Source organism: Streptomyces sp. AC627_RSS907, assembly GCF_019049165.1.
On record NZ_JAGMUE010000020.1, the window covers coordinates 47,287 to 71,150 of the forward strand.

At 69.9% G+C, this 23,864-nt stretch carries 20 protein-coding genes and 3 pseudogenes; 12 read left to right on the forward strand and 11 right to left on the reverse strand.

Annotation, left to right across the window (positions count from 1 at the left end; genetic code table 11):
- Nucleotides 1-69 precede the first annotated feature (69 nt).
- The 4 genes and pseudogenes from KUM32_RS06315 to KUM32_RS06335 all read right to left on the reverse strand — a co-directional run bounded on the left by KUM32_RS06315 (nucleotide 70) and on the right by KUM32_RS06335 (nucleotide 3,354).
- The gene (locus KUM32_RS06315; protein WP_217140797.1) at nucleotides 70-411 is read right to left on the reverse strand and encodes a hypothetical protein; all 342 of its coding nucleotides are present in this window, start codon (nucleotides 409-411) and stop codon (nucleotides 70-72) included.
- Nucleotides 412-682: 271 nt separating this feature from the next.
- Nucleotides 683-1,633 carry an alpha/beta hydrolase gene (locus KUM32_RS06325; protein ID WP_217140798.1) on the reverse strand — a complete coding sequence of 317 codons (951 nt, stop codon included), beginning with the start codon at nucleotides 1,631-1,633 and terminating at the stop codon, nucleotides 683-685.
- Between the two features lie 127 nt (nucleotides 1,634-1,760).
- Nucleotides 1,761-2,554 (reverse strand): annotated as a pseudogene (locus KUM32_RS06330) (DUF427 domain-containing protein).
- 326 nt (nucleotides 2,555-2,880) lie between these two features.
- A complete protein-coding gene (locus KUM32_RS06335; protein ID WP_217140799.1) occupies nucleotides 2,881-3,354 on the reverse strand; it encodes a cupin domain-containing protein in 474 nt (157 codons plus the stop codon).
- Nucleotides 3,355-4,025: 671 nt separating this feature from the next.
- On the opposite strand from KUM32_RS06335, the gene KUM32_RS06340 reads away from it, so the two are divergent.
- The 4 genes from KUM32_RS06340 (at nucleotide 4,026) to KUM32_RS06355 (ending at nucleotide 7,851) form a co-directional block, all read left to right on the forward strand.
- Nucleotides 4,026-5,126 carry a phenazine antibiotic biosynthesis protein gene (locus tag KUM32_RS06340; protein ID WP_217140840.1) on the forward strand — a complete coding sequence of 367 codons (1,101 nt, stop codon included), beginning with the start codon at nucleotides 4,026-4,028 and terminating at the stop codon, nucleotides 5,124-5,126.
- Nucleotides 5,126-6,520, forward strand: coding sequence for an aldehyde dehydrogenase family protein (locus KUM32_RS06345; protein ID WP_217140800.1), 1,395 nt, complete (start codon nucleotides 5,126-5,128; stop codon nucleotides 6,518-6,520). The genes KUM32_RS06340 and KUM32_RS06345 overlap by 1 nt, the downstream gene beginning before the upstream one ends.
- Before the next feature lie 296 nt (nucleotides 6,521-6,816).
- Complete coding sequence (locus KUM32_RS06350; protein ID WP_217140801.1) at nucleotides 6,817-7,563, forward strand: SDR family oxidoreductase; 747 nt, start codon at nucleotides 6,817-6,819, stop codon at nucleotides 7,561-7,563.
- Between the two features lie 105 nt (nucleotides 7,564-7,668).
- A complete protein-coding gene (locus tag KUM32_RS06355) occupies nucleotides 7,669-7,851 on the forward strand; it encodes a YceI family protein (protein WP_254405119.1) in 183 nt (60 codons plus the stop codon).
- Between the two features lie 65 nt (nucleotides 7,852-7,916).
- Here the strand turns inward: KUM32_RS06355 and KUM32_RS06360 are convergent, their stop codons facing one another.
- Nucleotides 7,917-8,183, reverse strand: a complete 267-nt coding sequence (locus KUM32_RS06360) for a WhiB family transcriptional regulator (protein WP_217140802.1) — start codon at nucleotides 8,181-8,183, stop codon at nucleotides 7,917-7,919.
- Nucleotides 8,184-8,693: 510 nt separating this feature from the next.
- On the opposite strand from KUM32_RS06360, the gene KUM32_RS06365 reads away from it, so the two are divergent.
- On the forward strand, nucleotides 8,694-9,209 hold the full coding sequence (locus tag KUM32_RS06365) for a hypothetical protein (protein WP_217140803.1): 516 nt from the start codon (nucleotides 8,694-8,696) through the stop codon (nucleotides 9,207-9,209).
- A 157-nt stretch (nucleotides 9,210-9,366) separates the two neighbouring features.
- Here KUM32_RS06365 and KUM32_RS06370 read toward each other — a convergent pair whose 3' ends face one another.
- Nucleotides 9,367-10,092 carry an alpha/beta fold hydrolase gene (locus KUM32_RS06370; RefSeq protein WP_217140804.1) on the reverse strand — a complete coding sequence of 242 codons (726 nt, stop codon included), beginning with the start codon at nucleotides 10,090-10,092 and terminating at the stop codon, nucleotides 9,367-9,369.
- Between the two features lie 336 nt (nucleotides 10,093-10,428).
- On the opposite strand from KUM32_RS06370, the gene KUM32_RS06375 reads away from it, so the two are divergent.
- Entirely contained in the window at nucleotides 10,429-11,637 is a 1,209-nt protein-coding gene (locus KUM32_RS06375) for a globin domain-containing protein (RefSeq protein ID WP_217140805.1), read from the forward strand.
- A 92-nt stretch (nucleotides 11,638-11,729) separates the two neighbouring features.
- Here KUM32_RS06375 and KUM32_RS06380 read toward each other — a convergent pair whose 3' ends face one another.
- Nucleotides 11,730-12,497 (reverse strand): SDR family NAD(P)-dependent oxidoreductase, encoded by a 768-nt coding sequence (locus tag KUM32_RS06380; RefSeq protein WP_217140806.1) that lies wholly within the window; start codon nucleotides 12,495-12,497, stop codon nucleotides 11,730-11,732.
- A 497-nt stretch (nucleotides 12,498-12,994) separates the two neighbouring features.
- Here KUM32_RS06380 and KUM32_RS06385 point away from each other — a divergent pair, with 497 nt between their 5' ends.
- Nucleotides 12,995-13,891, forward strand: a complete 897-nt coding sequence (locus KUM32_RS06385; protein WP_217140807.1) for an RNA polymerase sigma-70 factor — start codon at nucleotides 12,995-12,997, stop codon at nucleotides 13,889-13,891.
- 114 nt (nucleotides 13,892-14,005) lie between these two features.
- On the forward strand, nucleotides 14,006-14,503 hold the full coding sequence (locus tag KUM32_RS06390) for an Ohr family peroxiredoxin (protein ID WP_217140808.1): 498 nt from the start codon (nucleotides 14,006-14,008) through the stop codon (nucleotides 14,501-14,503).
- A gap of 327 nt (nucleotides 14,504-14,830) precedes the next feature.
- Here the strand turns inward: KUM32_RS06390 and KUM32_RS06395 are convergent, their stop codons facing one another.
- The 3 genes and pseudogenes from KUM32_RS06395 to KUM32_RS06405 all read right to left on the reverse strand — a co-directional run bounded on the left by KUM32_RS06395 (nucleotide 14,831) and on the right by KUM32_RS06405 (nucleotide 17,142).
- On the reverse strand, nucleotides 14,831-15,685 hold the full coding sequence (locus KUM32_RS06395; RefSeq protein WP_217140809.1) for an RNA polymerase subunit sigma: 855 nt from the start codon (nucleotides 15,683-15,685) through the stop codon (nucleotides 14,831-14,833).
- A 360-nt stretch (nucleotides 15,686-16,045) separates the two neighbouring features.
- Nucleotides 16,046-16,410 (reverse strand): annotated as a pseudogene (locus KUM32_RS06400) (FAD-dependent oxidoreductase); the annotation flags it as partial.
- A 90-nt stretch (nucleotides 16,411-16,500) separates the two neighbouring features.
- Nucleotides 16,501-17,142, reverse strand: coding sequence for a TetR/AcrR family transcriptional regulator (locus KUM32_RS06405; RefSeq protein ID WP_217140810.1), 642 nt, complete (start codon nucleotides 17,140-17,142; stop codon nucleotides 16,501-16,503).
- Nucleotides 17,143-17,276: 134 nt separating this feature from the next.
- On the opposite strand from KUM32_RS06405, the gene KUM32_RS06410 reads away from it, so the two are divergent.
- From KUM32_RS06410 to KUM32_RS06420, 3 genes are all read left to right on the forward strand, one after another.
- Nucleotides 17,277-18,014 (forward strand): SDR family NAD(P)-dependent oxidoreductase, encoded by a 738-nt coding sequence (locus KUM32_RS06410; protein WP_217140811.1) that lies wholly within the window; start codon nucleotides 17,277-17,279, stop codon nucleotides 18,012-18,014.
- A gap of 89 nt (nucleotides 18,015-18,103) precedes the next feature.
- The gene (locus KUM32_RS06415; protein WP_217140812.1) at nucleotides 18,104-18,574 is read left to right on the forward strand and encodes a carboxymuconolactone decarboxylase family protein; all 471 of its coding nucleotides are present in this window, start codon (nucleotides 18,104-18,106) and stop codon (nucleotides 18,572-18,574) included.
- A 326-nt stretch (nucleotides 18,575-18,900) separates the two neighbouring features.
- Entirely contained in the window at nucleotides 18,901-19,143 is a 243-nt protein-coding gene (locus KUM32_RS06420; protein ID WP_217140813.1) for a hypothetical protein, read from the forward strand.
- Between the two features lie 592 nt (nucleotides 19,144-19,735).
- Here the strand turns inward: KUM32_RS06420 and KUM32_RS06425 are convergent.
- Nucleotides 19,736-22,498, reverse strand: a complete 2,763-nt coding sequence (locus KUM32_RS06425; RefSeq protein WP_217140814.1) for a LuxR family transcriptional regulator — start codon at nucleotides 22,496-22,498, stop codon at nucleotides 19,736-19,738.
- Nucleotides 22,499-22,845: 347 nt separating this feature from the next.
- Between KUM32_RS06425 and KUM32_RS06430 the strand changes: the two are divergent.
- Nucleotides 22,846-23,460 (forward strand): annotated as a pseudogene (locus KUM32_RS06430) (sigma-70 family RNA polymerase sigma factor); the annotation flags it as partial.
- Nucleotides 23,461-23,864 lie beyond the last annotated feature (404 nt).

Sequence of the window (23,864 nt, forward strand, 5' to 3'; positions counted from 1 at the left end):
ATATCCCGGCGTTCACCGCCCGCACGCCCGTCTCGGGACAACCGCTTTCAGCAGCCGTGCCTCAGTGGTTCAGGCCACCGACGCCATGACGACCGCCGTACCCACGAAGGTCACCGTGGTGATCACGGTCATGGCGATCAGTGTGCCGCTCAGCCATCGCCCGAAGCGGACGTGGCTCGCCGCCTCGGCCGCGCCGATGCTGTCGGCGATGTGCTTCGTCACCATACGAGCCGCGTATTTGCGCTCTTCGGGATACCGGAGCTCGATGTCTCTCTTCTGCTCGTGGGTCGGCCCGTCCGTCTGCCCGGTGAAGGCGGCCACGCGCCGACGGACGGTACTGAGGTGAGCTTCTCGGTACAGATGGGCCTCGATGTCGGCCAGGCCACGAGCGGCGTGCTTGTCCGTGTTCATGATGCGCTCCCAGGGGCGGTGGCCCGGTGCTCGTTCCTCCCCGACAGGGATCGGCCGCTTACTCGGCCGGCCGCCCGACGGTGCGATGCGCCGGGCGCCGGCCGCTCAGGCGGTGGCCTGCGCCGCCTCGTTGGTCACCCTCGCGACCTCACCGGGGCGCGAGACACCGACCGCGAGGGAGGCGGTGACGGTCATCGTCGTGGCTTTCTCGGCCTCGGCGGGCATCGGCGAACCGCCCGGATCTGCGCGTGGAAGCACCGCGCGCGAGAGGTCAGTCGGTGCCGAGGGCCTTGCGCAGGACGTGAACGGCCTGCTCGATCGCCGCGGTGGAAGCCTGAGTTCCACGCACCGGGTTCAGCATCATGAAGTCGTGCAGAGTGGCGTTGTAGCGGATGCTCGTGGTCGGCACCCCGGCCTGGATCAGCTTGCGGGCGTACGCCTCGCCCTCGTCGCGCAGCACGTCGTTGTCGTCGACGACGACGAACGCCGGCGGCAGCCCGCGGAGGTCCTCCGTCGTCGCGCGCAGCGGGGACGCGGTGATCTCGGCACGCTCCGCGGGGTCAGTGGTGTAGGCGTCCCAGAACCACTCCATAGCCTTCGCCGTCAGGTGCGGTCCGTGGGCGAAGGTCCGGTAGCTCTCGGTGTCCTGGCCGGCGTCGGTGACCGGGTAGTACAGCGACTGGTGCAGGAAGGTCACGTCACCGCGTCGCTTGGCCATGTGCGTGAGAGCGGCGGTCATGTTGCCGCCGACGGAGTCACCGGCGACCACCAGGCGGGAGCCGTCCAGACCTTCTTCGCCGCCCTTGGTGGTGATCCACTGGGCGGTCGCGTACGCCTGCTCGACGGCTACGGGGTACTTCGCCTCCGGGGAACGGTCGTACTCGACGAACACCAGGGCCGACTTCGCGCCCACGGCCAGTTCGCGCACCAGACGGTCGTGGGTACCGGCGTTGCCGAGGATCCAGCCGCCGCCGTGCAGGTAGAGGATGACGGGCAGGACGCCGGTGCTGCCGAGGGGCTTGATGACGCGGACCCGGACGTCACCGGCCTCGGCCGGGACCGTGATCCACTTCTCGTCCACGTCGGGCTTGTCGATCGGCCCGGACTGGACATCGTCGAGCAGTTTACGGGCGCCCTCGACGCCGAGTTCGTACAGCAGCGGCGGCTTGGCGGCCGCGTCGGCGAATTCCTGTGCGGCGGGTTCCAGAATGATGTCACTCACGGCCTGTCTCCTTGAGAGGTGGCGGGTTCTGTGGAAGGCCTTCCACCTCATGAGACCGGGCCGGGAGTCGATGTGTGACGCGTCGGCGAGAACGGCTCGGGAATCGCTCAACGGTTTCCCGGTGTCGTCAGTCGGCGGCCGCCTGAGTGGGATCGGTGGGCCTCGGCAGCAGGACATCGTCGATGTACGGATCGACATGCTCGTTGCAGAAAGCCGCCAGTCCGGCGATGCGGTTGGCGTGGACGGTCGGGAAGTCGTACGTCCAGGCAATGTCCTCGTGGGGTGGGAGACCGCGCCGCTGTCGAAGGACCCGTAGCCGCTGGTCGTCCCCTTGTAGGTACATCGGGTCATGGAGTCCGAGTGCCGCAGTCGGGACCAGTCGACGGTCGTGCGGTCGAGGTAGTAGCGGGTCGGCAGGCCCGTCTCGAACAGCTTCACGCAGTCGGGGGCCTCGGCCAGTACGACACCGTCCAGTTCGACGCGGACGCGGCTGCTGGACCGCAGGGCGTCCACGCGGGAATAGGGGCTCCGGGGGTGGACGTAGACCGGCTCGTCCTCCTCGAACCAGGAGTCCAGCGCCTCCCACTCGAAGCGCACGGTGTCGTGCAAAGATCCGGGGGCGCCCTCTCCCCAGACCCACGCCGCACCCGCACGGAGCTCCGGACCGACCTGAAGGGTGTGCCGGTGCGCGGGGCCGGCCCCGAGTTGCTCTGTGTACTTGTCGTCGTGGAGCACGCCCTCCACCAAGTCCTCCACCGGGATGCTGAACTGGGGACAGGCCTGTCATTCCCACACGTGCAGCGCGCGGTGGGTGTCGAAGGCGACCCGGCCGCCGATCATTCCCCGGATGCGGCGGGGAACGGGTTCGACGTGCCCGATCGGCACGATGAGGCTCGGGTGCAGGACACTTTCGGCTGCCATGGTGATCACCTTGAATCCGCTGGCGGTGCGCTCACCGCGCCCGGTGACCGTGGCTCCGGGGCGATCGCGCTTGCTCGGGCCGACGGCCCTCACCTACTCGCTCGATGCCATCGGCGGTGGCCCTCGAGTGCGGTGCGCGGAAACAAGGTGTCTTGACACGGTGTGCTCCGTCCTCGGTGGGCGCCCCGGGCTCCGGACCGGTGCCCCGGTCGCACGCCGGTGCCTCGCCGGGAGCAGCGGCGGGAGCCGACGACCGGCGGGGCCCCCGGCCCGTGGCACCGGTCGTCAGCGGGATGTCACGGGCGCGGGGCCCCGCCGTCCGAGGGTCAGGCAGTGGGTCGCGGGGCACGCAGGTGTGCGCGTTCCTTCAGCTCCGCCTCGTCGACCAGTTCGAGCATGGGCTTGCCGGGGGCGCACATCATGGTGACGACGAACTCGGTCCGCTCGTCGTCCAGGGCGTTGCCGTCCTGGTAGTGGATCGCGTCACCGCCCGGCTCCCAGAAGGTGCCGCCGGGCCCGATGATGCGCTCGGGCTCGCCCTCCAGTTCGAAGCGGACGGCACCCTTGATGACATAACCGAACGCCGGGCCGTAGTGACGGTGCGGCGGGGTGCCCGGGTCGCCGGGCTCCCACTCGACATGGATGGTCATCGCCGAGGCACCCTCGGGAACGGTGATCGGCGAGGCGTCCTGGAGCATCTTCGCCGCTCGGGTCCAGCTGGGACCGTCCTCGCCGCCGGTTCCGTGCCCGTGCCCGTGCCCGTCGTGGCCGTGGTGGGCATGCTCTGAGTTCTCCGACACTGAGTCGCACCTTCCGTGATAGCACCGTGTCCGGACGGCGATTCATCCGCCGACACAGGGTCGTTCCGGTCGCGAGGACCGCTCGACCTTCCTGACCGGGTGCCCGCCGGATGTGTGACAAGCGACGGCCGGCCGTGTCCCACTTCCTCGGCGAACGCCGCGAGCGAGCACTGCAGTCCGCGTGGGCCGTGGTCGCGGTGTGCCACTGTTCAGGGCGGCACGATGCGTGAACCGCTGTCCTGGTCAAGACCGGTGAGACGGAACAGGTGTGACACCGACGGTCGCCCCGGCGTGCTGACGCGACGGTGTCACAACCTATGACACCGCCCGGTCTCATGGACGACGACCGAGGAGTACAGACCCATGGTTGACAGCCCCCCTTCCATCACTGCGTCCGATGCCGGACGACTGGCGACGGGCACTGGCGGCGGTGTCCGGCGAGTTGGCGGGTGACGAGTACGTGGGTGACCTCCGTCGGTCACCCAGAAGGCCACGGCGGCCGAGCATCCGTTCTCGAGGTCGTCGGGGTGGGCGCCGATTCCTGGCCGACAGCACCGGCGCTCACGCCCCACGGTTCGACCGCCGGCCCGCCGTCGCCCTCGAACCGTTCGACCGGTGACCGGACGCCCTCTGACCTCATACGCCATCTCATACGGCGAGAAAGGAACATCCTGATGTACGAGTCCCCCTCCGTCCTGGACGCCGGACCGTTCAACGGCGTCCACCCGGACGAGTTCGTACGGGCGGCCATGCGCTGGCACTTCAGCCCGTCGACCGGCTCCCGCTTCTGGCTCGACCGGGCCGGCCGGTTCGGTTTCTGTCCGCGGCATGACGTCAAGGGCGTCGACGACCTTGCGCTCTTCCCTGACGTGACCGACGAACTGCGCGACGTTGCGGTGGCGGACCTGATCCCCCGGGGCTACGGGGGCGGCACCCGGCTGGTCAACGTCTTCGACAGCGGCGGGACGACCGGGGCGCCCAAGCGGGTCGTCCAGCTCGAGGACTGGGCACGGCACAGCACGGAACACGTCAGCAGGCGACTGCGGGAGCACGGCCTGCCCGTCGGCAGGCCGTGGCTGACCGTGGCGCCGACCGGCCCGCACTTGGTGGGGGATGTGCTCCAGCGGGCGGCGGGGTCCCTCGGCGGCCCGGGGCTGAGCATCGACATGGACCCCCGCTGGGTGAAGAAGCTGGTCGCCGCGGGCCGGAGCGACGAGGTCGAGTCCTACACCGACCACCTCGTCGAGCAGTGCCGACGGATCCTGCTGACCCAGGACATCGGCGTACTCGCCGCCACCACCCCGCTGCTGGAGCGCTTCGCCCGCGAGGAGGACCTCCTGGAGCGGATCAACGGCTCCGTCGAGGCGATCGTCTGGGGCGGCACCCACATGGACCCCGAAACTCGCCACCTGCTGGCCACGGAGGTCTTCCCCGGCACACCGCTCATCGGCATGTACGGCAACACCATGATGCTCACCGCGCTGCTCGAACGGGTCGGTCCCGGCGCCTCGGAGCCCTGCGTGTTCGACCCGGTGTCGCCGTACGTGTTCCTGTCCGTCGTCGACCCCGGCACCGGGGAGCCGGTCGGGTTCGGTGAGCGGGGCCGGGTGGTCGTCAGCCACGTCAGCAAGTCCATGCTCATCCCCAACAACGCGGAACGCGACACGGCAGTGCGCGTGCGGCCGGCTGGCGGTCAGGCGGGCGATGCCGTCGCGGACGTGGCGCCGATGCCCGCGGTACGGGGCGAGACAGTGATCGAGGGCGTGTACTGATGACGTCCGCCGAGGAGGTCACCGGGCCGGTCCACCTGGACGCGCTGGGTCCCCGCGGGCCCTACCGGACGCGGGTGCCCAGCACGGTGGCCGACGTGTCCGGTGCCGAGGTGGCGCGGCTGAGTCTGGTGCCGCCGGTGTACGTCGGCCGGGCGCTGGCCGCGCTGCGCGAGGCCGAGGCAGTGCCGGCGGCTGACGTCGACGCACTGTTGGGAGCGGCCGGCGAGGAGTTCGCCACCGGCACCGTCGGCGGACTGGGCGTACGCGCGTACGAACACCTGGTCAGCCGTACCTCCGGTACCCCGCTGACGGTAGTGCGCGCCGCGACACGGGACACTGCACGCTTCGTCGCTCTGGCCCGGACATCCGCCGAACAGGGCAGGCCGCGCGGGGCGGGCGCCGGCCTCCGGGACCCGTCGCTGGGGACCGGGCAAGCCGTATGGGCCCGCCGGGGCGAGGTGTTCGCCGTCAACGCCTCCGGCAACCATCCCGGGGTCCATCGGCTGTGGCTGGAGGCGCTGGCCCTCGGCTACCGCGTCGCCGTGCGCCCCTCACGTCGGGAACCGTTCACCCCGCACCGGCTCGTCGCGGCGCTGCACCGGGCGGGTGTCCGGCAGGACCAGCTGGTACTGCTGCCCACGGACCACCACACCGCCGGCACACTGATCCACGGTGCCGATCGCACGGTGGTGTACGGCGGCGACGAGGTGGTCGCCCGGTACGCCCGCGATCCCCGGGTGCTGCCGCAGGGCCCCGGCCGGAGCAAGATCCTCGTCACCGCGGACACCGACTGGCGGGAGCACCTCGACATGATCGTCGGCTCGGTCGCCGACGAGGGCGGCACCGCGTGCGTCAACGCCACCGCCGTCTTCGTCGAGGGCGATCCGGCACCGCTCGCCGAGGCCGTCGCGGACCGTCTGTCCCGGCTGCCCGGTCTGCCGCCCCAGGATGCGCGGGCGGTGCTTCCGGTGTGCCCGCTGGACCGGGCACGGGCCCTGGACTCCTACCTGAGGTCCGTGGCGGCGGGGACCCGGGCCTGGCTCGGCGGCGACGGCGTCGTCGACGACCTCGGTGACGGAAGTGCCGTCCTGCGTCCCGCCGTCCATCAGGTCGGCGACGCCGGTGCGGTCCAGCTTCGCGCCGAACTCCCCTTCCCCTGCGTATGGGTGGCGCCCTGGAGCCGTGCGGACGGTACCGCCGCACTGCGGGACACGCTCGTACTGTCAGCCCTCACCCGCGACCGCGCCTTGGTCGAGGCGCTGCTGGCGGAACCCACCATCGCCAATGTGTACGTCGGTGGCCACCCGACCTACTGGATGGCTCCCGGAGTGCCCCACGACAGTTACCTGTCGGACTTCCTGATGCGCAGCAAGGCGGTCGCCGGGGCCCTTTGACACACGCTCGGTTCAGTGCGGTATGAGCAGCATCAGGGCCGTTCCCGGCGCCATCGCACCCTCGCGCGAGTGACCGTACGGGTCCGTCGCGGCGGCGCAGTGCGCGGGGACATTCCCCCCGTACCGGAGGAGGTCGCGTCCCTCATGGCGGAGGTCTCCACCGAGGGAAAGCTCGTCGAATAGCCGTCTCTCATCCACCGGAAGTGCTGGATACGCCGTGTCCTCGTCACAGAAAACATGCGCACCCGGTCATTCCTGGTACAGAAGGCATCACACCATCCTGAGAGGTTTCCCACATGAAGGTCGTAGTCATCGGGGGCACCGGACTGATCGGCTCGAAGCTGGTCGCCAAGCTCAACGAGCATGGTCACGAGGCGGTGCCGGCCGCTCCCAACACCGGCGTCAACACGCTCACGGGCGAGGGTCTGGCCGAGGTCCTGACCGGCGCCTCGGTCGTGGTCGACGTCTCCAACTCGCCTTCCTTCGCGGACGACGCCGTCATGGAGTTCTTCCGGACTTCGACCACCAACCTCCTGAAGGCGGAGGCCGACGCCGGTGTCACCCACCACGTGGCCCTCTCCGTGGTCGGCACGGAGCGGCTCCAGGAGAGCGGCTACTTCCGTGCCAAACAGGCGCAGGAGGAGCTGATCAAGGACTCGGGCATCCCGTACTCCATCGTGCACGCCACGCAGTTCTTCGAGTTCATGAAGGGCATCGCCGAGTCGGCGACCGACGGTGACACCGTGCGCCTGGCCCCGGTCCAGATCCGGCCCATCTACTCCGACGACGTGGCCGCTGCCGTCGGCCGCACAGCCGTCGGCACTCCCGTGGACGGGGTGGTGGAAGTCGCCGGCCCCGACGTGTTCCAGTTGGACGAGCTGATCCGCAAGGGCCTGGCCGCCACGAACGACCCGCGCGAGGTCGTGACCGACGTACACGCGCCGTACTTCGGTGCGGAGCTGCGGGAGACCACGCTGCTCCCCGGTCCGGACGCGCACATCGCGGAGACCCGGTTCACCGACTGGCTCGCACAGCAGCACTGAGCCGCCGGGTGGGGCCTGTCGTCCACACTGCGGCACGGCAGGCCCCTTCTTCGTCTCCGGCACACCGTGTCATCGACAGACAGCAATCGCCGAGGACTCACCACCATGTCCGTTCAGCACGCTCATGCTGTCTCTGCCGACCCCGGTCCGTACGCGGGGGTGGCCGGTGCCCACACCATCGACCCGGTCCACAGCACGGTCGGCTTCACCGCGCGGCACGCCGTGATCTCCGACGTCCGCGGGAGGTTCGAGCGTGATCTGCGCATCAAGGTGGCCCCGGCGGCCTGACCGGACGCCGAGATGGGCGGGGTGGTCCTGGGCCGGGGCCGCCACCCCGCCCATTTCACCCGCGCTCACGCGGCTGTCTTCGTCACCGCCGGCCGTCGCGCCGCGCGCCGTCGTGCGGCGCGACGCTCTCCTTCCGTCATACCGCCCCAGACGCCCTCGACCGGGCCGACGGCGAAGGCCCACGCCAAGCACTGCTGCGTCACGGGACAACGACGGCAGACGGACTTCGCTTGGTCCGTCTGTATCACCACCTGACCACTGTTGATATTGCCTATCGGGAAGAAGAGATCGGGGTCTTCGCGTAGACACAGGCCCCGGTCGCGCCAATCCATGGAACACCTCCTGCGTGGGGAACGGACACTGCTCGGGGGGATTCGCCAGGTGGGGGGAGCGTGCGCAAAGCGGGTGGGTGCTTCAGCACCACTTCTCACGTGAGAAGACCGAACGGTCGACATGTGTGTGACATCAAAGGGAAGCACCGCGACAGCGGCTTCCCCCCTGGAAGGCAACCACGCCTTTTCGTGTCGGCTGTCGCTCCGCCGGCCAACCACGCCAGCGAGATACGACACCCTCCAACCTCATGACCCGTCGCCTCACCCACGAAGTCACCCACAACTGGCGCGAGAGCTCAGCCAGATGAATCAGACAGCCGAGAAGCAAACACTCACTCATCAGTGTGTTCCGAGACCAGCCGTCCTCGAGGTCCACGGCGGGGACACTGCATATGATGTCCAGGTAGCATCCCCGATGCTGGGCAGTGTGAGGGAGCCGGTGCATCAGGCGGCCCCGCCGAAACAGGGGTCGGAGGTCGCAACAGGGGTTGAGGACGACGAGAGGAACGCATGGTCTCCGTGACACCCACGGCTCGCAACATCGAGATCACCGCCGAGAGCCTTCAGGAGGATCTGGCCCGGCTGGAGATCCAGAAGCAGGCTCTGGAGAGAGAGCTGTCCGCGGTCACCGCTCACCTCGGCTCCGTACAGCGAGCCCTCAGCGCTCTTCAGGCCCTCATGCCCGGGGCGCCTCCGTCATCTGCCGCAGCCGGCCCCGTGTCGGTGCCGCCGGTGGTGGAGCAGTCCCCGACGGCGGCACCTACACACACGGCCGGCCACACCGCTGCCGCTGGTGAGGGCGGTGCCGACGGCCTGACAAGGTACGGCAAGCTCACCGAGCAGATTCTGGCGTACTTCGCCGAAGCCGGAGACATCGACGTGCGTGCCCGCGATGTCGCCTCCGCCCTGGGCCGTGACACCGACAGTGGCAGCATCAACGCCGTCCGCAGCACGCTCGACCGTCTGGTCGGCACCTCACGCGTCCGCCGCGTCGGCCGCGGTCTGTACCGCGCGGCCAAGCCCTGAGCCGACGGGCGGCGGGGAGCTCGGCGGGCGCCCGGGGGATCTGCTGTCGTAGACCGCGCACCGGCTGGCACCCAGGTGCAGGGGGACATCGCTCCGCGACGGCCGCGTACCAGTCGGCCGGGGCGTCGGGCATCCGGCCGGCGCGCTCGTCACCCGCTCACTGCGTGCTCCAGTGACCCTGGAGAATCTCGGCCACCTCCGCGGGCCGCTGGAGTACCGGCCAGTGATTGCAGTCCATCTCGATCACCGCTGGGGCGTGCAGGGATGCGCCGAGCTTGCGCCCGAACTCGATCTGACAGGCGGGGTCGAGCGCTCCCCAGAAGACCAGGCACGGCGCCGACACGGCGGACAGCCCCGGCTCCCACTCCGCCCCCAGGGTGACCGCGGACCGGTACAGCCTGAGGATGGCGTCCTTCATCGGCTCGTCCACGCGGCCTGCCATCTCCCTGGCCAGGCCGATGGGCACGTCGAAGCCGGCCGCCAGGCCTTCGGCGAAGGGCTCCGCCCGCAGTTCGCTCATGAAGCGGTCGCCCTCGACCTGGTCCTGCCAGATCTTGGCCAACGGGTGCCAGACGTACTCTGAGTTGATCGGCCCATTGCCTCCGGCCCAGGTACGGACCAGATCGGGACGCAAGTAGGCGACGCGGAGGGTGAGTATGCAACCCCAGTCGTGACCAACCAGGTCCACCGGCTCGCCGATCCGCTCCAGCCGTCGAATGAGCCAGTCGACGTACTCCTCCTTGGCGGAGCCGAAACCGGCCGGGCGCGGGGCGCCGAAACCGGGCAAGTCCCAGGCTTCCACATCGGGCCTGGTCAGGTGCTGTCGCACGCCGTCCCATACATGGTGGGTGTCAGGGACTCCGTGGATCAGGATCGCAGGCATGAGACATCCTTCATCAGGGACGATCGCCGCACGCGGCCCAAGAAGTGGGCCTTGGGGAGAGGCCGGCAGGGAACGGACCGGCGCCACATCAGGTGACCCCGAACGCCGGCTCGCGGGGGATCGGCAGACGTCCGGGGAACACGTGGACGAGGCTACCGCACTTCGACACGTTGTGAGCCAACAGTGTGTCGCACACCCGGCGCGGTCAGCCGGCCAGGATCCGACTCGGTGTCACACATCCTGCCGCTGTTCGGTCAACCGTTCAGACACGGATACGGCAGGCAAGTCCGTGCCACACACCAAAATACGCATCTTGTGTACCAGTTTGGAGTCAGCATGCTGTCCAGTCAGTCGGCGCAGGTGGTCCGCACCACCCTCCCCGCTGTAGAAGCCTCTCTCGGTAGCATCACCGAGCTGTTCTACCGCCACATGTTCGAGGAGCGTCCCGAACTGCTGCGTGGCCTGTTCAACCGCGCGAACCAGGCCAACGGCGCCCAGCGCGAGGCCCTCGCCGGCGCGGTCGCCGCCTTCGCGACCGCACTCGTGGAGCATCCTGACGAGCGCCCCGACGCGGTGCTGGGCCGCATTGCGAACAAGCACGCCTCGCTGGGCATCACCGCGGATCAGTACACGCTGGTCGCCCGTCACCTGCTGGGAGCCGTCGCGGAGGTCCTCGGTGACGCGGTGACCCCGGCGGTGGCAGCCGCCTGGGACGAGGTCTACTGGCTCATGGCCAACGCCCTCATCGCCATGGAGGCGCGCCTGTACGCCCAGGCCCAGGTCGAGGACGGCGCCGTCTGGCGGACCATGGAGATCACCGAACGCCATGAGGAGTCCCTGGACACCGTTTCCATCGTCCTGCGCCGCACCGACGGAGCGCCCACCGAACCGTTCGTTCCCGGCCAGTACGTCAGCGTTCAGGCCGGATTCCCCGACGGCGCGTACCAGATACGGCAGTACAGTCTCTCCACGGCTCCCGGCCGCAAGACCTGGCGCATCACCGTCAAGCGGGAGCGCTCCATCGACGGCCGTGTGCCCGAAGGGGAGGTTTCGTCGTGGCTGCACGCCCACGCCCGGCCCGGCGACACCCTGAAGGTCTCCCTGCCCTTCGGTGACCTCCTTCTGCCCGAGGGCGGCAGCCCGCTCCTGCTCGCCTCGGCGGGCATCGGTGTCACGCCGATGCTGGCCATGCTGGAGCACCTGGCCACCGTGTCACCGGACCGCCCTGTGACCGTCGTCCACGCCGACCGCTCACCCGTCCACCACGCCCATCGGCTCGAACTCTCCGAACTCGTCGGACGGCTCCCCAACGCCTCGCTGCACGTGTGGTACGAGGACACCGATCACCCGGACGCCGTCGGTGACCACGTCAACAAGGGCTGGGCCGACATCACCCGCCTCGCCCCGGCACCCGGCACCACGGCGTTCCTGTGCGGCCCGCTGTCCTTCATGAAGGCCGTCCGTACCGACCTGCTCGCCCACGGCCTGAGCCCCAGAGACATCCACTACGAGGTGTTCGGCCCTGACCTGTGGCTCAGCAAGTAGCCTCTCCCGGGCTTCCTGCCGCCGGTCGTTCGACCGGCGGCAGGAAGCCCGGGAGAGGTCCGCGCACCGACGCCGAGCGCCACCCAGATGTGTCAGATGAGCTCCAGTCCTCCGTCGACGGTGACCACCTGGCCGGTCGCGTGGCGTCCGGCGGGTTCGGCCATGCGCAGGATCCAGTGCGCCATCTCGTCGGCGGAGGCGATGTGATGCGTGGGGATGCGCTCGCGCTCGTAGGCATACATGTCGTTGGCCGCCTCCGGCGTGAGGCCGGCGTGCAGCATGACGTCCGTGCGGGTGGGCCCGGGGGCGACGGAGTTGACGCGGATCCCTTCGCCGGCGAGTTCGAGGGCCCAGCTGCGCGTCATCTGCTCGATGGCCGCCTTGGTCGCCGAGTAGTGGGCGCCGCCGGCCATCGGGCGATGGCCATAGGTGCTGGAGAGATTGATGATCGTGCCCGACGTCTTGCGCAGGTGCGGCAGGGCTTCGTGGGCCAGCAGACTCGGAGCGACGACATTGAGCGCCAGGAGGTCGAGGACGACCTGCTTCTCGGTCTCCGCCAGCGGCATGACCGCTGTGGCGCCGGCGTTGTTGATCAGGTGATCGACACGTCCCCACTGTTGCACAGCGTGGGAGACGATCTCGGCGGGTGCTCCGTCGGCACAGACATCGATGGCCAGGACGGCAATGTTGTCGTGGCCCGCGGCGGTCTCCTTCAAGGCGCCCTCCCGGCGGCCGACTCCGAGCACATACGCGCCGGCCTGGGCGAAGGCCACGGCGGTGGCCCGCCCGATACCGGAACCCGCACCCGTGACGATGGCGACGTGACCGGAGAAACCCCGGTCGGTGGTGTTGGCAGTCACGTGGCATCCTTTGTTCGACGTTCGTTGTGTACAGAACGTGGTGATGCCCTTCTGACCGGCCAGGAGAGTGGCCTGTGACAGCCTGCGGCATGGCGTGAGTCACAGTCGACGAGGCGTGAGCCGTATGACGGCCGTGTGCCGGGAGCCACCGCCGCACGTCGGTGTTGACCAGGCGCGCGGCGGATCTGTGACAAGCGCGGGTGTCACAGGATCGGCTCCGCGCCTGTCCTACGTGCCGCACCATCGGCCCTCCGGTACCGATCCCCGACGGGCGGAAGAACTCCCCGTCGAACCCGGCGCTCTCGCCTTCCTCGGCGACACTCCTGCGAGCCGACCACCGCGACGTCGCCGGTGCGCAGTTCCTCGGCGAGCGCAGCGCGGTGAAGACCATCGCCTCTCCGTAGCGGGGTGTCGTGAATGCCACGGTGCACGCACCAGGTGAATCGGTGTGCCACTTTTGTAGCATGGTCAGTGCCCCAGTCAGAAGGGACCGTTCCATGCACGCCGGTGCCCCTCGCGACACCCTCGCTCAAGCGACGAAGGACTTCATCTCCGCGCGTCCGCGGCTCTTCGGCATCGCGTACCGCATCCTGGGCAGCACCGCGGAGGCCGAGGACGTGGTGCAGGAGACCTGGCTGCGGTGGCAGAACACCGACCGGACGACCGTGCACGAGCCGGCCGCCTTCCTGACCACGGTGACCACCCGACTTGCGATCAACCTGTCCCAGTCGGCACGCGTACGCCGGGAGGCCTATGTCGGTCCCTGGCTCCCGGAGCCGGTCGACACCAGGCAGGACCCGCAACTGGGCGCGGAGCGGGCCGAGGCCCTGGAGCTGGCGGTGCTGCTGCTCCTGGAGAAGCTGAATCCCGTGGAGCGCGCCGCCTACGTGCTGAGAGAAGCCTTCGTCTACCCCTACGGGCGGGTTGCCGACATGCTGGAGACGAACGAGGCCAACGCCCGTCAGTTGGTGAGCCGGGCCCGCAAGCACCTGTCCGCCGAACGCCGGGAGCGGGTGAGCCCGACGGCCCACCGGCGCCTGCTGGAGGTGTTCCTCTCCGCGGCGCGGACGGGCGATCTCTCGGTGCTGGAGGACGTACTGACCGCAGACGTCGTCAGCTACTCGGACGGCGGCGGGATCCGCGGCGCGTCCCGGATCCCGGTCGTCGGACGGACTCACGTGTCTCGTTATCTCGCGGCCTTCGCACCACGCTTCTGGCCGTCGGCGGACACCCGGTGGGTCGAGGCGAACGGCCGGCCCGCGGTGCTCGTCTCGTCCGATGGGAACGCGGTAGCCCTGCTGTCCGTCGATGTGTCCACGGAAGGCATCGACCGGATCATGTGGGTGATGAACCCGGACAAACTCTCTCCCTATGTCGGGTCCCTCGGCGACTGACCGGCTGTCGAGTGTTCTCTTGGGTCGGCGCCGGGTAGGCGTCACGCACAAGACGACTCGTCGGTCATCCAGTAGTCCGGACCCTCCCTGCAGTGACAACATCGGAGTCATCCCGTGCCCGAGCGGATTCAGTTGCCCACCTTGTCGACCGAGAAGGACTTCGACGGGGACTCGTTCTCGCCCATCTATGAGACGACGGTGACCGTCAGCGGTGGTGCGGCCGCGCACGGACGGGCGTCCGGACGGGCGCGCTCGGCCGACGGCGTCCTGGACCTCGATCTGCGCATGCCCTCCGAGCTGGGTGGTGACGGCCAGGGCACCAACCCCGAGCAATTGTTCGCCGCCGGATTCGCCGCGTGTTTCCACGGGACGCTGAGCCTGCTGGCCCGGCAGGAGGCCCTTGATCCTGACCTCATCTCGGTCGCGGCGACCGTGTGCTTCGGCCGGGACCCGGGGGACGGGGGCTATCTGCTGTGCGTCGATCTGGTGGTGACGTGGCCCGGTGTGGACACGGAGGTGGCCACCCCTCTGATGGAGAAGGCCAACTCACTGTGTCCCTACGCGCGGATGGCGTGGAAGGGTACGCCGACGACCATCACGCTCTCTTCCTGAGGGTCTGTCCCTTCGGTCAGAACGGGAACCACAGGTCGGCATCAGTGGCCTCTTCCTTACCGACGGTGAATACGGCCACCGGGCTGTGCGATGACGTACGTCATCCTCTCCTCCTCGCCGTCGTGGTGTGCCAGTCGGTCCGGCTCGTCCGTATGACCGCGCAGACGACCAAGTTGTGACGGCGGGCGGCGCGGTGCTCAACAGTGGGCGGCCGGACCCGGCTCCCGGCTGTCAACAACCTGTCGGTGCGCCCGCGTCCACACCAGGTGAACGATGACGGGCTACCGTGCAGGTACGTTGTGGAGAGGCGGAGAGCATGCCTGGGCGTCACGACCGGGGCTGGTTCCAGGAGCGCAGCTTGTCGGGGTTGAGCATCACCCAGACCTGAACGACCCGGGAGCCGGCGATGTCGAGCGTGATGACGGCGGCGGCCTGGTCGTCGTAGCGGGCGACCAGGCCGGTGCGCCCGTTGACGGAATGGGTGTCCAAGGTGGTGCGAGGGTGGCGAGCCAGCAGCGTCAGCAAGCTGCGGGCGACCTGGGCGCTGCCGTTGACCGGTCGGGTCAGTGCGCGGATCCTGCCTCCGCCGTCGTAGACGACGGTCGCGTCGGGAGCCAGCAGCGCCGCCAGCCGGTCGGCGTCCTCGTCGGAGCACGCCTGTCGTACCGAGCCGGCGATCTCGTCCTGCCGGTGCCGAGGTGTGGGTTCCGCACGGCGGGCCCGGAGACTCCTGCGTGCCCGGTCCACCAGTGCGGCGCTGTCCGGCCCGGACTGTCCGACGACACCCGCGACCGTGCATGGCGCCATCCCGGCCACGTCGTTGAGCACGAACGCCGCCCTTTCGGCGGGTGACAGCGAGTCAAGGGCCCCCTCCAGGACCGCGCCGACCTCCCCCCGCAGCTCCGCACCACCACGCTCACCGGTGTCCGGCGCCGGTCCGTTCCCGTCGGGCACCGCCAGCCGTCCCAGGCAGATCCCGCCGACGGTCTGTGCCAGCCACGCCCGAGGCGTCGCCACCCGCGCCCGCTCCGGACCGGAGAGCGCGTACCACCGCTGGTAGGCGTCGTTGAGCACTGACTCCGCGGCGACACGGTTGCCCAGCATCCAGTGGGCGACCTCCAGCAGATGCCGGCGCTCGTCGAGCAACTCAGTGATCGGCACCGTGTCACCGACGTGGTCCATACCGCGTCCTCCTCTCGAACGGCACCGCGACGCCACCGTCACCGTGACGCGCATGCACAGGGGAACGGTACTCGTAGTACCGGCTGGACCGGGCTGAGGAAGACACTGTGACACCTTTCCGATATCACGGAGCCTTCCAACGCGAGGTCCGCGGGCAGGCGCACGGCGGCCACCGCCTGCACAGGCACCCGCCGCTGCGTCGCCGTCGTCAGAACCGGCTCACCGGGCGACCGCGTCGTCAGAACCGGCTCACCGGGCGACCGCGTCGTCGAGCCGTTCGCCGTGGCGGGGCACGCCTTTGCAGACGAAGGCGTCCCGCGGGCGCTGGACCGACGCGAGCGAGACGACGTCGCGCCCGTAGAGGGCGGCGGTGACCACCCCCGGGATCGGGAAGGTGCGGGTGACCGCGCCGGCCGTCACCACCAGTACGTCGTAGGAGAGGTCGAAGTCGGGCCCCGGTCTCCGGCCGGACGGTCACCCCACGTTCGCTGTGGCGGATCTCCGTCCCCGTGCCCGCGACCGGACGGGTCCGGCGCAGACGCCTCCGCCGCGTGCCGGGCCTCGACCGAACCCGCCAGCACCTCGGGCAGGAACGGCTGGGACGTCATGTACGGACGAGGGTCGACCACGGTGACGCGAGCCTCGCCCCGCCGCAGCCTCTTCTCCAGGCCCCACGCGGTGTAGAAACCCGCGTAACCACCACCCACGATCAGGATCTCCCGCACGGTGTCCTCTGTTCCTCTCGGTTTCTGACACCAAGACCGAGAGGAATCGCCCGCTGTGACACGGTCCGGCCGCGCCGGCGGTGTGACGGGTCAGCTCGGCGTGGAGGGAGCCGACAGACGCAGCCGGACGGGCGGCGGATGCGGCAGGGTGCGGGCACCGGAGTCGCGCAGTCCGTCGAGCGTCAGCTCCAGATAGCGCTGCCAGAGCAGCGGGTCCGTGTCCAGCAGGGGGGCCGCTGTCTGGTGGATACCGCCGAGAAGCAACATGACGTCCGTCCCCGTGACGTCCGCGCGGACGGCTCCCCGCTCCTTCGCCCGTACCGTGAGGTCCTCCACCACGTCTCCGAGGCGGCCGATCGCGTCCCGTACCTCCGCGTGTTGCAGCGAGGGCCGGCCGATCACGTCGCAGAACGCCTGGTCGGCCGCGAGCGCCTCGACACCGGCGGTCATGAAGTCGCGCAGCGCCGTGCCCGCGTCGTCGGCCTCCAGCAGGCGGGCCGCCAGATCGGTGAGCCGGCCGAGCAGTTGCAGCATGATCGCCGCGAGCAGATCGTCCTTCGACGCGAAGTGCCGGAACACGGTGCCCTTGGCGAGGCCGGCCCGCTGGGCGATCTCACTCATCGACACATCGACCCCGCCCTCGGCGAAGGCCTCGGTCGCCGCCGTGAGCAGCAGACGCCGATTGCGGATCATGTCCGCCCTGGGACCGGAAGCGGGCGTCGTGTCCGTCATGCCGCCTCTTTTCGTCCTGAGCCCTTTCGTCTTAAGCCTAACACTGAAGATGACCGAGGGGTCATCTTCAGTGTTAGGCTCATCAACATGACCGCTCGGTCACCTTAGTGCCGACGGCAACTTCCGGAGGAAACATGAACACTTCTCTTGACGCCAAGGTCGTCCTGGTCACGGGCGCTTCGTCCGGCATAGGCCGCGCGACGGCGCGCGCCCTCTCCAAGGCGGGCGCTCGGGTGGCCGTCGGTGGCCGCAGAGCCGACCGACTGGCCTCGCTGGCCCGGGAAGCCTCCGGCGAGATGCTCGTCCTGGAAATGGATGTCACCGATGCCCGCTCCGTGCGCGACGCTGTCGCGGCGACCGTCGAGCGCTTCGGCGCACTCGATGTCGTGGTGAACAACGCGGGCGTCATGCTCAGCGGGGCCATCCTGGGCGCGGACATCACGGAGTGGACGCGGATGGTCGAGACCAACCTGCTGGGGTCGATGTACACGGTGCACGCGGCGCTGCCTCATCTGCTCGCGAGCAAGGGCACCGTGGTACAGATCTCCTCCACTTCGGGACGCATCTCATCGGCGGCGAGCGGCGCCTACGCGGCCACCAAGTTCGGCATCACCGCCTTCTCGGAAGCCCTGCGACAGGAGGTCACCGAGCAGGGCGTACGGGTCGTCGTCATCGAGCCGGGGTTCGTCTCGACCGAGCTGACCAGCCACATCACCGATCCAGCCATGCAAGCCGCGGCGAACAGCATGGCCGAATCCATGCGGACCCTCGACCCGGACGACATCGCCGCTGCCGTGCTCTACGCGGTCACCCAGCCCGATCACGTCGCCGTCAACGAGATCCTCATCCGTCCCACCGACCAGACCCGCTGACGGCCGCCGGCCCCGCGTCGCGTGTCACAGATCGACGGGTGGCTCGGTCAGTGGATGGTAACGAGTCCCCCTTGTCGAGAGGTTCCTTCATGGACGCGCGTATCAACTACTTCGGCAACGCCCTGGCGGGCAAGGTCATGAGGCACCTGAGCTCGGCCGACGCCGCCGTGCACGCGGCCGTTCCCGTCGCCACCCAGGAACTGGTGAAGATCCGCGCCAGCCAGATCAACGGTTGCGGCTTCTGCATCGACATGCACACCAAGGACGCCCTCGCCGCGGGTGAGGACCAGCAGCGCCTGAACCTGGTGGCCGCGTGGCACGAGGCCACGGTCTTCACCGACGCCGAGCGCGCGGCGCTGGAACTGACCGAGCACGGCACACGCATAGCGGACAGCGCGGGCGGAGTCCCGGACGAGGTGTGGACGAACGCCGCGAAGTTCTACGACGAGGACCAGCTCGCCGCGCTGATCTCCCTGATCGCGATCATCAACGCGTACAACCGCATCAACATCATCAACCGGCAGCCCGCCGGGGGCTACGAGCCCGGCATGTTCGGCTGATACATCCGCCACCGGGATGTCGACCGCACACCGACCGTCCGTCTCCCGGCCGCCGACCGGGAGACGGACCGCGGGCCGCCGCAGGAAGGGAAACCGCCATGTCGTCCCCGTACCCGGAGCAGAAGTACTGGGGAGAGGAGGGTGAGGTCAGCGCCGTCTTCCGGCCGGCCCGTCGTTCCGGGGCTGCGGGGACGGCTGCGCCACGGGCCCCGGCGGCGGTACGCGGACCGGGGCTGCAACTTCTGTCACAACTCCCCCGGCCGCCCGGTCAGTGCGGTAGCGAGCCCGGCGCGCCGACCACGACTCCGGCCGAAGAAGGACGTCTGATGACCCACGATCGCCACGAGCCCGACGGCACCGCCGCCGGCGTCTTCCTAGCGGCGCAGGCCGCCGTGCTGGAGGCGCGTGCGCACCTGCTCCGGGCAGCCCTCGACACCGTCGACGCGCGCATGCGGGAAACCTCGGAGAAGCTGCGCCGGCTGCGCCTGTCGTTTCCCGCCCCGGAGGCGGACGAGGCCGGGCGCGTCCGCGGTGAAGAGTACGCCTCTACGAAGGATGTCCGAGCATGAGAGGAAGACACGGCCCCTGCGACTCGCGCGGCGCACCACATCGAGACCACCGCTGGGAGTCTTCGGGAGGATCTGGCCCGTCCGGAGATCCAGAAGCACGCGCTGGAGAGGGAGCTGGCGGTCGTTGTCGCCCACCTCAGCTCCGTGCAGCGGGCGTTGGGCACCCTGACGGACCTGGTCACGGAGGCGGCTTCCGCCATCGCGGGGCCGGTGCGGACGACGGTGCCGTCACCGGGGCGGCCGTGGCCACCGAGGCCGCCGGCTCCGTGAAGAAGGAGACCCGGGCGCGAGGGCGGCCGGGGAAGCGGCAGACGGCGAAGAAGCCGGTGCGCGGGCCGGGAATCCGGGAACCTACGGCAGGCTCACCGAGCAGACCACGGACTGCCTGAACCGGCTGGAACGTGAAGGCTGAATCCTCCGCACCGTGTCACCAGACCACCGCCGAGGCCGACGGTAAACCCGGCCGCGCGGCATGGGTCGCCCTGTGGTGGGAGACTCTCAGTACGGAGAGTCCGGTAAGTCCGCCGGACTCGGCCTCCTCCTTCGCGTCCAGGTGTGCACCAGCCATAAGGGACGGTGGGAACAAGGACCGTCAGATGCCGCCCAGTGCTTCGCGGAGCCTGGTGCGCGAAGTGACCTCCAGCTTGGTGAAGACCTTGCGCAGATGCCATTCGACGGTGCGTGCGCTGATGAACAGTTCGACGCCGATTTCCGTGTTCGTCTTGCCCTCGGCGGCCAGTCGGGCGATGTGAGCTTCCTGTGCGGTGAGGGCCTCGTATACGCCCGCCTCATGACTCCGCACGGACTCCCCGAGGGCGGCGAGTTCGCGACGCGCGCGCTCCGCGAAGGCCCTCGCTCCACAACCGTGCAGCATGTCGAACGCCGTACGCAGTTGTTCACGCGCGTCCGCGCGCCGGTTCTCGCGGCTGAGCCATTCGCCGTACACCAGGTGGGTGCGGGCCAGATGAACGGTCACCCGGGTGCGTCCGAGGTGCGCGACGGCCTCCCGGTACAGCCAGTCGGCGGTCCGGCCGTCGCTGAGCAGCGCTCGGGACCGGGCCAGGACGCCGAGGGCCCACTCCGTACCGTTCGCGCCGACCCGCTCCTCCAGCCGGATCAGCGCCGCCGCGGCCGCTTCCGGGGCGTCACCGCGGACGCCGGCCTCGACGAGTTCCATGAGGGCGAAACCGGTGACCGCCAAGTCCTCGTGTGCCGCCGCCGCTTCGGCGTCAGCGAGGGCATCCCCGTACCGGCCGAGACCGTTGTGGAGCACCGCGAGCAGATAGTGGGCCAGACCGATGGCCCGGCCCTCTCCCCAGGTGGCCGCCTCCCGGGCGCCGGCCTGGATCGGCTCCGCCGCCTGGACGTCGTCGCCACGCCAGGCGGTGAGCAGAAGACGGGCGTACCCGAGGGGCGAGTTGCCTGTCACCTCGGTAAGACTGTCGGACTCGTCGATCAGCTCGGACGCCTGGTCGAACTCTCCCGCGTGCACATGGACGGCTGCGCGGTAGGAGAGGGCCAGCGGAAGGAAGTTGAGGGCGCCGGTCTCGCGGGCCGCCCGGACGGCATGCGTGGTCATCGCGTGCCAGGTCTCGTCGTCCCACATGTCGCCGGCGGCCAGCCACGTCAGCCAGAGCCAGCGCACGATGTCGTCGTCATCGTGCTCGGCGGCCCGCCGGAACGCCAGCAGCGCCGGCCGCAGCAGCGACGCGCCTTCGGCGGGGCTCTCGGCGAACCAGGTCGCCAGGCCGTCGAGCAGCATGTCCGCAGGCCGGGGCGGTCGCGGTCCGGCAGGGGCGGCGAGGGCGGCCTCGGCCACCTCCCGCGCTCCGCCGGGTCTGCCGAGACGGCCGGCGAAGACCGCCGATCCGACTGCTTCCAGGTACGTCTCACGCGCCTGGCCCTCGTCGACGCTTTCCAGCCGGGCGGCGGCGTCGAGCAGCAGCGGCAGCGCCTCGCCGCCGCGCCGGCGGGCGAAGGCGATCTGGGCGCGGAGCCGGGCCAGCCGGGCCTGTTGGGCCTTGTCCATCGGAAGCGTTCGCGCGGCGGAGGTGAGTTCGAGCGCCACCTCGGGAGCCCCTGCCTCGAAAGAGGCGCGCGCCGCGGCCGCCGCCCGCATGCCGCGTCTGCCCGGGTCGGGCGTCAGCTCGCTCGCGCGCCTCAGGAACGCGGCCGCCGCCGCGATACCCCCGCGGGCCTGAGCCCGGCCCGCCGATCGTTCCAGGTCACCGGCCACGGCCTCGTCGGGTTCGACCGCCGCGTGGGCACGATGCCAGGCCCGCCGGTCCGAGTCGGACTCGGGAGCCGTCGCCTCGGCCAGCGCAAGGTGCGCGGTCCGGCGCTCTGAGGGAGAGGCCGTACGGTAGGCCGCGGAGCGCACCAGCGGATGACGGAAGCGCACCCGCGTACCGAACTCGATCAGCCCCGCTTCCTCGGCCTCTCCCTCGGCCTCGGCGTCGATCCCGAGCCGCTCCGCGGCCCGTCGCAGCAAGGGCAGGTCCCCCACTGATTCCGCGGCCGCAGCCAGCAGCAGGCGCCGTGCCCCGTCCGGAAGGGACGCGATACGCCGCACGAAGGCCTGTTCGATCTGGCTGGTCAGCGGCCGGGCGTCGGGACGCCCGAACCCACCGGCCAGCTCCACCGTGGTCAGTCCCCGCGTCAGCTCCAGCAGGGCCAGGGGGTTGCCCCGGGTCTCGGAGACGATCCGCTCCCGGACGCGTTCGTCCAACCGCCCGGGAACCACCGACTCCAGCAGCGCACGCGCGTCGTCGTCGCGCAGTCCCTCGATCTCGACCTCCGGCAGCGCCGCCCACGGATCGTCGCCCGCCTCGAAGGCCCAGGGACGCGCCGCGAAGACCAACGCCACGCGCTCCGCCAGCAGTCGACGGGCGACGAAGGCCAGAGTCTGCGCGGAGACCCGGTCGAGCCACTGCGCGTCGTCCACCACGCACAGGAGCGGCCGGTCCTCCGCCGTATCGGCCAGCAGGCTGAGTACGGCCAGACCCACCATGAACCGATCCGGCGCACTCCCGTCCCGCAGACCGAACGCGATGGCAAGGGCGTCGTGCTGAGGGCCGGGCAGCCGGTCGATGCGGCCCAGCATCGGCATGCACAGCTGGTGCAGGCCGGCGAAGGCCAGCTCCATCTCGGACTCGACACCGGCGGCCCGGAACACCTGGAAACCCGATGCGCTCCGTGTCACGTACTCCACCAGTGCGGTCTTGCCGACCCCTGGTTCGCCCCGGAGGACCACCACTTGGCTGCGACCCGCCCAGGCGTCGGAGACCACGTGGTCCAGCACCCCGCATTCATGGTGCCTGCCCAGCAGGCCGCGCCGGGGAGCGCTGCTCGACATCCACCACCACCGCGCAGGTCAGAGGGCCGGACCCTGATCGACTCGGGTCGCCCCAATGATGCATCACGGCCCCTGGCCCGGCCACTCACCCTCTTGACCAAGTGGTCGTGTTCTGTGAGCGCTTGATTACGGAGTGCTGACCCCGGGGGGTACGCACCCCCGGGCCAGGGTGTGGGCCAGGTGTCCCCCGGGGCGCCGTGGAGGGGCCTGTCGGGCGACCGTAGGGGGCAAGCACACCGACGGATGCCGCGAGCGAACGGAGCCGAGTCCTCGCCTGTGCGCCCGACGTCCTCACATGGCCGCGCGCCTCGCAGGCACCCATCCGCAAGAACGGAGACAGCAGGCTCATGTATCCCGACCCGTCCCCCGGGGAAGGCACCCTGGAGGAGGCCGTTTCCGTCTTCGTGGAGCTGCGGCCACGCCTTTTCGGAATCGCGTACCGCATGCTGGGGAGCCAGGCCGAGGCCGAGGACGTCGTCCAGGAAGTCTGGTTGCGCTGGCAGAAGACCGACCGTTCGGCGGTGGTCAGCCCCGCGGCGTTCCTGTCGAGCGCCACCACCCGCCTGGCCATCAACGTGGCCCAGTCCGCCCGGGTCCGCCGCGAGACCTACATCGGTCCCTGGCTGCCCGAGCCCATCGACACCAGTAACGACCCCGAGGCCCGCGCCCAGCGGGCCGAGTCCCTGGAAGTCGCCCTCCTCATCGTCCTGGAGAAGCTGGCTCCTTCGGAGCGGGCCGCGTACATCCTCCGGGAAGCCTTCGACTACGCCTACGCGGACATCGCCGACATGCTGCAACTCAGTGTGGTCAACGTACGGAAGATCGTGAGCAGGGCCCGCAGACACCTTCTGTCGGAGCAGCGGGAGCCCGCCGACTCGGCGGAACACCGGCGACTGCTCAAAGCGTTCGTCACAGCGGCTCGGACGGGAGACGTCACCTCACTGGAAACACTGTTCACTCCCCGCGGCGCCACCCCGGACCGCGCGCGCAAGGGGAAGCGACCGACTGCCCAGCTGTGATGCCACGTCAGGAAGGCGAGAAGGGGGAAGGTGATATGTACGTTGCTCCAGGACTCGGCACCGAGGTGAGCGAGAGGCCAAGGGTGCGTCTGCGCGGACGGCAGGCCGAGTGCACGACGCTGGACGAGCTCGTTGCGACGATGCGGGCCGGTCACAGCTCCGTCCTCGTCCTGGGCGGCGAGGCGGGTGTCGGAAAGATTGCGTTGCTCGACCACGGGCTCGCCGGGGCGGACGGCTGCCGGACCGTGGGCCACGGCGTTCGGCTTGAGCCCCGGGCCGCCGCCGGACCGTTTCCTGGTGGGTCTCGCGGTCCTCGGCCTGCTCGCCGGCGTGGCCGCGAAAGAACC